This window comes from Yersinia sp. LJYL362 (genome assembly GCF_048323875.1).
The window spans coordinates 1-9,486 of sequence record NZ_JBLWEX010000071.1 but is presented as its reverse complement, the minus strand read 5'-3'; the positions used below and the strand labels follow the sequence as shown (position 1 = coordinate 9,486).

Sequence of the window (9,486 nt, the reverse complement as noted above, 5' to 3'; positions counted from 1 at the left end):
AGGGATTTAAAATCCCTCGGCTTATGGCTGTGCGGGTTCAAGTCCCGCCCCGGGCACCATGGAAACAAATCTAAGTAAAACAAAGTAGTATGAGTATGTCGTTAACCGCCGAGAGGCGGTTTTTTTGTTTTTGGCGATCACCAAAAATTGAAAAGTGGCGACAAAATGGCGACACCTTGGCGGCGAAGCTTTTTTGAGCAGGGTAGTTTGGCAGTGATTTGGGCGAAAAAAATCCCGCAAAAGCGGGATTAGGGCAGGGTAGATAAATTTATTTTAAGCCGTCAGAACATCACCACCTGACCGCCAGTTTGTGGGTGAGGCATTACCGGGTTAATCTCACCTGGCTTTGATATTGAACGCATAAAACTTTCCATCGTCACAAAGGTATGGCCGCAATTCACATTGATGCATTGGTGATAGCGCTCTTTGGTTTCGGTGGTGATTTGGCTACTACTGCGGGTATGGGCTGCGCTGTGGCATAAAGGACAATTGAACATGATCCGGACTCCGGCATCATCCCGACTAGGGTCGGTGTTAATGATAATTATGCGCGATTATTGATTAAAAATCATCATTCCATATCCAAATCATCTATTTTCACCTCTAATTCCAGCGCGGTAGTAAAACCGCTGTCACTCACGGAATGGGTCACCGTGACCAACGTCCAGTCAGCTTCATCAATCTGCTTTTTGAATCCGGTCACTTTAATCGGCACTTCGGGATAGAGATCTGCGCGGCCTTTGGCGAGCTGGATAGAGAATTTTGCCGCGCCCCGTTGTAGCCGTTCCCAATTCGATTTAGCCGCCCGCTGCGCATTGTGTTTGCTGGCATAAGTGGTGCGTAAAGTCAGCACATTTTCATCCGTACCAATCAGATATTCGCCCTGTTTCTCTTCTGGCTGCTTGGGCTTGGCGGTACTGGTCGCCTTACGTTTACGCTTTCGTTTTACCTTAACTACCGGATTTTCGGTGGTGCGGGTATTCAGCCAGTTTGCCACCACACCGGTATAAGCGCCCCGGTCAGCCATACTAAATTGATGGCCGTCACCCAGGCTGCGAATAATAGTCATCACCGGAATCGGTTTACCGCTGGCGGTTTTCGCCTGGCCTTGCCGAATAAATAACAGATTGCCATTTTTTACGGCAGCTATAGCGCCATATTGTTTCGCCAGTCGGGTAATAAAGTTGCCGTCTGATTCGTTGGTTTGGTCTATATGGTCAACCGCCAAATCAGCCATGGATTTATTTAACGTTGGGTTGAGTTTATTGCGCTCGGCGACGGTTTTAATTATCCCGCCAATAGTGGTCTTATGGTAAGACTGATCACGGCGAATATTGAGCGTTTCACGAAAATCCGCACTGCGGGCGCGAATAGTCAGCTTATCCGGTGCGCCGCTATGCTCTATTTCATCCACGGTAAAGGTGCCTTTATCAATCAGCGCCGCCCCTTGCCAACCTAACGCAACGGCTATTTTTGCCCCGCGACGGGGCAGCACTAATTTACCGTCTGAATCATCCAGTTCAATATCAAGCTGATCCGCTTCAAAGCCACGGTTATCGGTTAAGGTTAACGACATCAACCGCTTTTTAATGCCGCCACTTTTATCAATGCCATCCACGGTAATTGAATAATCCGGCGCGTTATGGCCGTTATTTAACCGGCTATCTATCATCGTCATGATAATAATCCGCTGGCGGCATCAGAGACTTGAGAGGCAATATCGTCAAATTGCTGGGATAAATCACCAAACATCTCTTTTAATGACTCATCGGTGCGTTTTAATGTCAGCGTAAATTCAATTTTACGCGCCGAGCCATCACTGAAAAAGATACTTTTGGTACGGCTCAGACTCTCAATCACAAACATGCCATGGATCGCGCCGTTTCCCTCAATCAGTGACCAGGCCTTGCCGGTTTCCGCCATCAGTTGCAGTGCCATCAACGAGACTTTTCCGCCGGTCAATTCAGGGTATAACACGCCGGATAGCGTAATAGATTCTTCATCTGGCCCTAAAAATTGACTCACTGGCCGCTTGCCAATACGCGTATTGGACGGGTGACGCCATGCCATTTGATGCTGAAAATCTTGATAGGGGACGGTTTGCAGCATAAAAACAAACATCCCTAGTGCCATCATCATGCTAGTGCTCCTTAATAATCATCATGGTCTTGATAGCTACGGTTTGATTTGCTTTGTGTCTGGCGCTGATGGCCCGCCAGCTGGCGGGCTACCTCGCGGGCAATATCCTGTGCATCATGCTGTGGCAACGGGTAAATATTGATAATTGGCGCGGCATGGCTGGTTTGATTTTGCTGTGGGTTGCTGATCTGGCCGCTGCGATATTGTGACGCGGGCAAACTGTAGGGGTGTAGCGGTGCGGCGGCTGCCTGATAGCCACTGAATAACATGGAAGCGGCAACCGCCATCGCGGCAGTATTGCGGCGGCCGGTGACGTGCGCCGGGCCGTTAATAATCTCCGGGCCATGCTCACCGACTACACCAAATTTACCTAACGGGATAGTGCCGCCGTTATCATATTCACCGGTATATTTCGCGGCGATATCAGCGGCACTGTTGCCCTTTGGCGCGGGCTTCCAGGTAATGCCGTAGTTGCCAGCGGCAGCGGCGATGGCCGGATTAGCTTGCGCCAGTTCGCGGGTTTTCTCGGAGCGCTGCTTCACCTCATCCAGCTTTTCCAATACCCACTTAATGGATGAAATCAGCGCCTTGAGGGGGGTCATTGCCAGATCAATGCCATCAGCCAGAAACTGACCAAAAGACTTACCGGCATTGGCGGCGCTGTTTAAATCGGCGGTGGTTGACTGCACCGGCTCCAGTAACTTTTTAAACCAGCTCCACACGTTTTTAACCGCATCACCAATCCAATCAAACACCGGCCCCAACGGTTTCAACGCCTCTCTAATCGGTGCGGCGGCTTGCATAAAACCCTCCACCACGCCACCGAGAAATGCCTTAATCGGCTGCCAATACTTGTAAATAAGCAAGCCAGCGCCAACGATAGCGGCACCAATCAGGCCAATCGGGCTGATTAATATCCCGAACATGCTCCCTAAGCCGCCAAGGGCAAAACGCAGGAATTTAAGCGGGGATTTAGCCAGCCAGCTAACGGCATTGCCCAACATTTTAAAACCGCTGATACCGGATTTAACCGGTGAACGCACCACATTAACCAGCCCACTCCCCAATCCCTTAAGGGTAGCAATCGCCGACTGACCGCCATTTTTAGACAGGGTAAGCAGTGAGCGGCTAAAGTTGCCGATCTGTTGGGTGGTGATGGGTGTGGTGCTCGCCAGTTTGGACATGCCAAACGACAGGCGCGGCAGTAAACGGATACCTAATACCGAGGTGGTGAAACGCAGTAGCGCGAACGGCCCCAAAATACCCACGACGGCAATCGCCAGTGCGCCAAATGCGGCGGTGGCAATGGCGATAGCGGCACCCACTTGCACAATGCCAAGGCTGATTTTTGGGTGGGCTTTGAGGAACTCGGCCACGCCATGCATAAATTCAGTAATGCTTTTGGCTGTTGACCTGAGCCATGCGTCATTTTTCTCAAACAGTTCAACGCTGACGTTTTCCAAGGCGGTATGAATGATGGTCATGTCGCCTTTTAAGTTGTCCAGCTTGGTCGCTGCCACGCGGGCCGCCTCGCCGTCATACTCACCGGGCTGACCGCGCATTTTATCTAACGAGCCATTACCGGCAGCATGCATCAGCACGCCAAAACCGGTAACAGCATACTGTCCGGCGATACTTTTAAAGATAGCCCCACGCTCAACGTTACCCATCTTGGCGGTTTTCTCATTGATATCTTTTAGAATATCAACCAGATCACGCATGTTTCCGTTTTTATCGGCAGTCTTGACGCCTAAATCTTTAACGGTACTGGAGCCACCAATGCGGCTTAAGATGCTACGCATGGTGGTACCGGCCTGGCTACCCTGAATACCGGCGCTGCCCAGCATGGCGGTAGACGCCGCAACAGTTTCCAGACTTTGACCGTATTCGCGCCCAACGCCACCGGAATACTTCATTGACTCACCCAGCATCGGGATATCCACGTTATTACGAGTGAATAACGCGGTGAGCACATCGGCTACATGATCCATTTTCTCCGCCGGAATACCCATGGCGGTTTGAATATTGGATGCGATATCGGCGGTGGTACCCAAATCGATATCACCGGCCGCTGCTAGATTCAGCATACCCGGCATCGCCCCAACAACCTGTTTAGGGCTGTAACCGGTGCGACCAAGATAATATTGACCCTCGGCGACTTGCAGATCGGTAAATTTAGAGGACAGCGGCAAGGTACGGGCCTGATGGCGCATCGCTTGCATTTCAGGCGAGTTTTTATCTTTAATGCGGGTTACCGCCTGAGTGCCGCTCATCATGGCGTCAAATTCATAGCCGACATGCAAGGCGTTCTCAATTCCTCGCCCCATGGCGCGGCCAGTAGATAGCGAGGTGTAGCCGGCAATGGCTTTGCGCTGATTGCTGTTATCAAAGCGGTTACGAGCAGCGCTAAGGCGCTGTTGTTGCTGGGCTTGCTGTTCTAACCGGCGCTGATGTGCGGTCAGCACGGCGGTGGTGCTGGTGATATTGGCTTTAAGGGATCGCTGAGCCTGACCTAATCGATTGGTGGCAATACCGCTGCTTTGCAGTGCGGTGCGCTGGGTATGCAGCGCGGTGCGTAAGTCATGGTATTTTTGTTTTAGTTTCGCAGCCTCTTCACTGGCGCGTTTAAACTCTCTGGCCTGTTTCGCGGTCGGTGCGGCACTGTTTTTTAACTCGGTAGCAAGCTGACGCGCTTTATCACGGGCGGCGGCCAGCGCCTGAGCGGCACCATTAATCGCCGCTTTATTCTTGCGAAAACCCTCAATGTTAGCCGCCTGGCTATTGAGTTGCTTAAGCTCTTGTTTGGAATTTTTAATCGATGCGGCCAGCATCTTATTGCTGGCCAACATAGATTTAAATGGCTTGGTAACTTTATCAATGGCGCTTAAAGAAACCTGCAAGCGGAGGTTCTTGTCACTCATCACTGCCCCCGTTACGGATAATGGCTTTATGTCGCCATGCTAAAAGCTCACCAATGGTCATGGGATCGGTAGCTGATGGCGGCCAATGGAATACCACCGCGATATCAGCAACTAAATCGTCAACCGTTAAGCACTCAGGTAGTCTGACTTGACCGAGTTCGGCAAGAAAAAAAGCGCCAGCGCCTGAGACAGCGCGTAGATATCAGCTGGATCAAGATTGCTGATTTCTGGCACGGTCAGATTGGGGGTAGTGATACGCGGTAGCACTCGTATCAGCGCGTCAACATCAGTATCTAACAGCGCTTGCAACTTGGCCCCGCGTAATGCGCCAGCGGTGGGTTTATTCACCGTGACTTCGGTGATGGTGGTATTCCCCCGGACAATAGGCACATCCAGCGTGATTACATTAAATTGGGGTTCAGTCGTGTCTTTTTTCATAATAATTATCCGATTAAAAGTTAGGAGGTTAACCCGCGAGTGCGACGGGGCGACTGTTCCTACGGGCGCTCCGGCGGCCTAAGCCGCTACGACCCGAACGGAACATTTCCCCATCGATTGGGCTATCGCGATTCGTCATCCACTCTCTGATGGGGCGATGTTACAAACCAATATTGCGGCGGTGGGCTTCCAGCATATCGACGCCATTGACCATTTCGACCATATTCACAATATCGACCTCGATCAGCACTTCGCCGTCCCTGGTCAATTTGTAGTAGGTGTTTTTGGTGGAAATCTTGGTGGTGGTGTTATCACCTTGCTTGCTGTCGCCGCCGTCAATTTCCTCATGGCGGCCGCGCATCACAATTTCTACCGCGTGGGTTTCGCCGGTATCGTCGCGCTGATAGGAACCCGCAAAGCGCAGTAACACACCATCAACTTTAGTTACCCCCCATTGCTTGTAAATCTCGGACTCAATGCCGCCTAACGTCCAGTCAACGTCTAGTGCGCCATCAGCCAGCCCCAAATCGACCTTAGCGCTGCCGTTCATGCCGCCACCGCGAAACTCTTCAAATTTGCGGTTTAATTTTGGCAAGGTGATGGACTCAACCACCCCTTGATAGCTGTTCCCGTCATTGAATACATTCAGGAACTTAAGTTTGCGTGGTAATGCCATAATTAAGCTCCTTAGCTATTAACGGCGGCGGCGAAATTAGCCAGATAACGGTCAGTAATGCGTTGGCGCAGGGTTAGATCTTCCAGCGGCGGTACCGGTGTATAGTCGTAATCAATAAACAGGCGGCCCGCTTTGAGGGTCTCTTTATCGTTCACGCTGTCGTCATACCAACAATCACCATCAATCAGATAGCCCAATGATTTCAGCTCGCGCATTTTGGCGCGAATACCCTCAATAATGTCTTTTGCCAGTGACGGAGAGAGCGGCTTATCGTTAGCCCACATATGGGCCTCGGCCATGGTGTCAGCTAACACTTGAGCGGTGCGGGTGTAGTTCTCAAAGGCAAATAGCGGATCATCAGAACAAGAACGGGAACCCCAAAAACGGTAACCGTCTTTACGGATCAGAGTGGTAATGTCTTTGCTGTTGAGCAAGTTGGCATCGGTAGCCGTGGATTGCAGATCCCAGAACACATCCGCGCTAATACCTGTCACACCATTCACGCCCACGTTAGACAGGGATTTATGCCAGCCAACATCATTATCAATCTTGGCACGCAAACCCAAGGCGCGGGCCGTGGCGTAAGCGGTAGTTTCGGCATTGGTGACCGTATCCCAACTGAGGAAATCCGGCCAAATTACCATCGCTTCCCGCTGGCTGAAATTATCGCGGTAGATAATGGCTTCTTCTTTGGTTTTGCAACCATAGGCACTGATATAAGCAAAGGCTCGTAGGCTCTGAGCAATAACAAGCAGTTCAGTGGCAACTGCTTTGGTGTCATGACCGGGCACCCCCAAGATGCGCGGTTTGACGTCAAACTTACCTTGGGCGGCTAACAGCGCTTTCATGCCGGTATAACGGCCATCGGGTGTTATTCCGCCAATAATATTGGAGGTGGTTTCAGCATCGGTTTCACCCTGTGCCACACGGACAACGACGGTGAGTGGCTTGGTTTGATCGCTGATAGCATCCAGTGAATGGGCCAAGGTGCCGGTTTCGGCGGCCAGCACATCGGTGAGTAATACCGGGGTATTGAGTGGAAACAGGGTGGCGTCAGCATCATCGGAGGTACAGACCATCCCGACTACCGCCGTACTGACAGTGCGGATCGGGCGAGTGCCTTCGCTAATTTCAATGACGCGAACACCGTGGTGGTAATCGGTTGCAGACATGCGGTTTTCTCCGGTTAAGCGTTCATTCGCTATGATGCCGGATAATTACGCGCGGGGCAGGTGATGGGGGTTGTGTGAGGGATGGCACAAAGAACCAGATATGCAGATCAGCGATCTTCTCCGTATGAAAACCGACTACATCACGAATATGAGTACTATGCAGTGTTTCGTGTTGTAGCCGGTTTTTGCAGTATAACCTTTATATCTCATTGTATTTACGGATCAACTCCTACAAATTCAAGATTATTGTGGATAGGCTCACCGTCAATAAATCTATTTCAGTGGTGACCTATCTATTGTGTTAGAGGGCGAACGCTAATTCTAGCGGCTCCTCGCTATCCCGCAGATAAGTGCTGCGTAACGCATCAATTTGTTGCCACAAAATAAACGAAAGAATCTCTTTAGCATCGGCCCGATCAACGGAAATGATGGCGTAAATCAACGTACGGCAGTGATCGATAAGTTCTTCTACTTCGCAGGGGGTGTCATCGTACATAGCGCACCTCCGGCAGCAGAGGGTCAGATGAAGCAACAGGTGTGGGAATAACAATGATATTGCTGGTAAATAATGATAGGCATTTAGTCGTCAAATCCATGATGACTACCTCTCTGTATGAGTTTTTAAACTCACCACCTTGAGGTTCCAATCTCTTTATGGGTGGTGAACTGGGCAGGGTTGGAACTACCGGTCAACAGAGAATCCGGCGCATCTTGCGATGCCCCTGCCCAGCTCACCATTGTTTTACAGATGTAGCCGTGCCTGCACATAATAACCGACTAGGCAGTCATGCGCCCTGTTGAAAACGGGGTTCCAAACCCGACAGCGGATTTTGCCGCTGCGGCGTGACTATAGCCCAGCGAAGTTCTACCGTGCAATCAGCTAACATCACTTTAGGACAAACATTTTTTGTGGAAAAATAGAGGGTTATCGTGGTGATGCGTTAAAGAATGGATGAGGCAACAAAGAGTAAGCAATAAAAAGGGAAAGGAGTGATAAACAGCGCAAACAGACGACGTTTAAGGCAACATCGCCTGTTAAAAGTAGGGGTTTAGCTAGCAACTTAATGGCAAATTTGTGCCAGTTCTTTATCGCTTAGACCGGTCATTTTCATTACTGTGGCACGGTCAAGACCATTGGCAAACATAGTTCGGGCAACTTCCAACTTACCTTTCTTTAGCCCGTTAGCCTCGCCTCTAGCTTCACCTCTAGCTTCACCTCTAGCCTCGCCTCTGGCTTCGCCTTTTTGTTCCAGTTTTTGTGCAATTGTCATCAGTGACTCCTCGTGCTGCGGTAAGCGGTTGGCCAGGCTGCGGAGGAACGCTTCTGGGTCTGCCGTATCACCAACCTGTATGATGTAATTTATCGCCGCTTTTAGTTGATCTTCTGTAGTGTAACCACTTGCTATCACCATGACCAGTTGATCCGATAATTCAGATAACTCACGCTGGCGAATATGTTTTTGCAACAGTTCCAGCAGAGCAATGCGTCGATGGGTCATGATTTCGTTATCGGGGATTACCGTCACATCGATCAGCGGGAAGTCACGACTGTACAACCTCCCGGCGAGTGCGGGTTGGTTAAAGGCATGCAGCCAGCTCATGGGATACGGGTACGGTGTGACCATACCATGATAGAACAACATGGGAATGACCAGCGGCAACTGGTCGTTCCCCGCTTCCAAGTGGCTCTGCATGGCGGCAATAGCGTAGCGCATCATGCGAAAAGCCATATGTTTATCAGGGGAACTTTGATGTTCAATGAGAGCGTAAACATAACTGTCCCCCGCAGTCGTTTTGAGCGAGTAGAGCACGTCCGAGTAGCAAGCGCGCAGGTTGTTTTCAATAAAACTGCCCGATTCCAGCCGTAAGGTGCTCAGGTCACAAAGTTGTCGCAATTCAGGCGGTAAATGGAACTCCAGCAGGTCACACGCCGTCGCGGGCTGGGTCATAAAATTCTTAAAAAGTGCATCATGGGGTGTAGGGGTCGTTTTCATCGGGCGATAATAGTCATGGGGATCAGTGTGAGCAATCACTCCGCACCACTTTAGGACAAACATTTTTTCTATTTAAAATAATGAGTTATCGATATGAATAAGAGAGGAAAAACAATCACAGTGCGGAATAAATAGGGTGCGAAAAA

11 protein-coding genes are annotated in these 9,486 nt (G+C 50.4%); all 11 read right to left on the bottom strand.

Annotated elements, in window-relative coordinates; translation table 11 throughout:
• Positions 1–281: 281 nt before the first annotated feature.
• On the bottom strand, positions 282–497 hold the full coding sequence (locus tag ACNSO8_RS03010; protein WP_013649733.1) for an ogr/Delta-like zinc finger family protein: 216 nt from the start codon (positions 495–497) through the stop codon (positions 282–284).
• Positions 498–571: 74 nt separating this feature from the next.
• A complete protein-coding gene (locus tag ACNSO8_RS03005) occupies positions 572–1,678 on the bottom strand; it encodes a phage late control D family protein (RefSeq protein ID WP_418393784.1) in 1,107 nt (368 codons plus the stop codon).
• Entirely contained in the window at positions 1,675–2,139 is a 465-nt protein-coding gene (locus tag ACNSO8_RS03000) for a phage tail protein (protein ID WP_418393783.1), read from the bottom strand. The genes ACNSO8_RS03005 and ACNSO8_RS03000 overlap by 4 nt, the downstream gene beginning before the upstream one ends.
• Before the next feature lie 11 nt (positions 2,140–2,150).
• Complete coding sequence (locus ACNSO8_RS02995; protein ID WP_418393782.1) at positions 2,151–5,060, bottom strand: phage tail tape measure protein; 2,910 nt, start codon at positions 5,058–5,060, stop codon at positions 2,151–2,153.
• Positions 5,053–5,163, bottom strand: coding sequence for a GpE family phage tail protein (locus ACNSO8_RS02990; RefSeq protein WP_418393786.1), 111 nt, complete (start codon positions 5,161–5,163; stop codon positions 5,053–5,055). The genes ACNSO8_RS02995 and ACNSO8_RS02990 overlap by 8 nt, the downstream gene beginning before the upstream one ends.
• Before the next feature lie 23 nt (positions 5,164–5,186).
• A complete protein-coding gene (locus ACNSO8_RS02985; RefSeq protein ID WP_418393781.1) occupies positions 5,187–5,498 on the bottom strand; it encodes a phage tail assembly protein in 312 nt (103 codons plus the stop codon).
• A 160-nt stretch (positions 5,499–5,658) separates the two neighbouring features.
• A complete protein-coding gene (locus ACNSO8_RS02980; protein WP_418393780.1) occupies positions 5,659–6,174 on the bottom strand; it encodes a phage major tail tube protein in 516 nt (171 codons plus the stop codon).
• Positions 6,175–6,185: 11 nt separating this feature from the next.
• Positions 6,186–7,346 carry a phage tail sheath protein gene (locus tag ACNSO8_RS02975; RefSeq protein WP_418393779.1) on the bottom strand — a complete coding sequence of 387 codons (1,161 nt, stop codon included), beginning with the start codon at positions 7,344–7,346 and terminating at the stop codon, positions 6,186–6,188.
• Positions 7,347–7,647: 301 nt separating this feature from the next.
• Positions 7,648–7,842 carry a hypothetical protein gene (locus ACNSO8_RS02970; RefSeq protein ID WP_418393778.1) on the bottom strand — a complete coding sequence of 65 codons (195 nt, stop codon included), beginning with the start codon at positions 7,840–7,842 and terminating at the stop codon, positions 7,648–7,650.
• A gap of 131 nt (positions 7,843–7,973) precedes the next feature.
• Complete coding sequence (locus ACNSO8_RS02965) at positions 7,974–8,084, bottom strand: ash family protein (RefSeq protein ID WP_071598557.1); 111 nt, start codon at positions 8,082–8,084, stop codon at positions 7,974–7,976.
• A 323-nt stretch (positions 8,085–8,407) separates the two neighbouring features.
• On the bottom strand, positions 8,408–9,340 hold the full coding sequence (locus tag ACNSO8_RS02960) for an Rpn family recombination-promoting nuclease/putative transposase (RefSeq protein WP_418393785.1): 933 nt from the start codon (positions 9,338–9,340) through the stop codon (positions 8,408–8,410).
• Between the last annotated feature and the right edge of the window lie 146 nt (positions 9,341–9,486).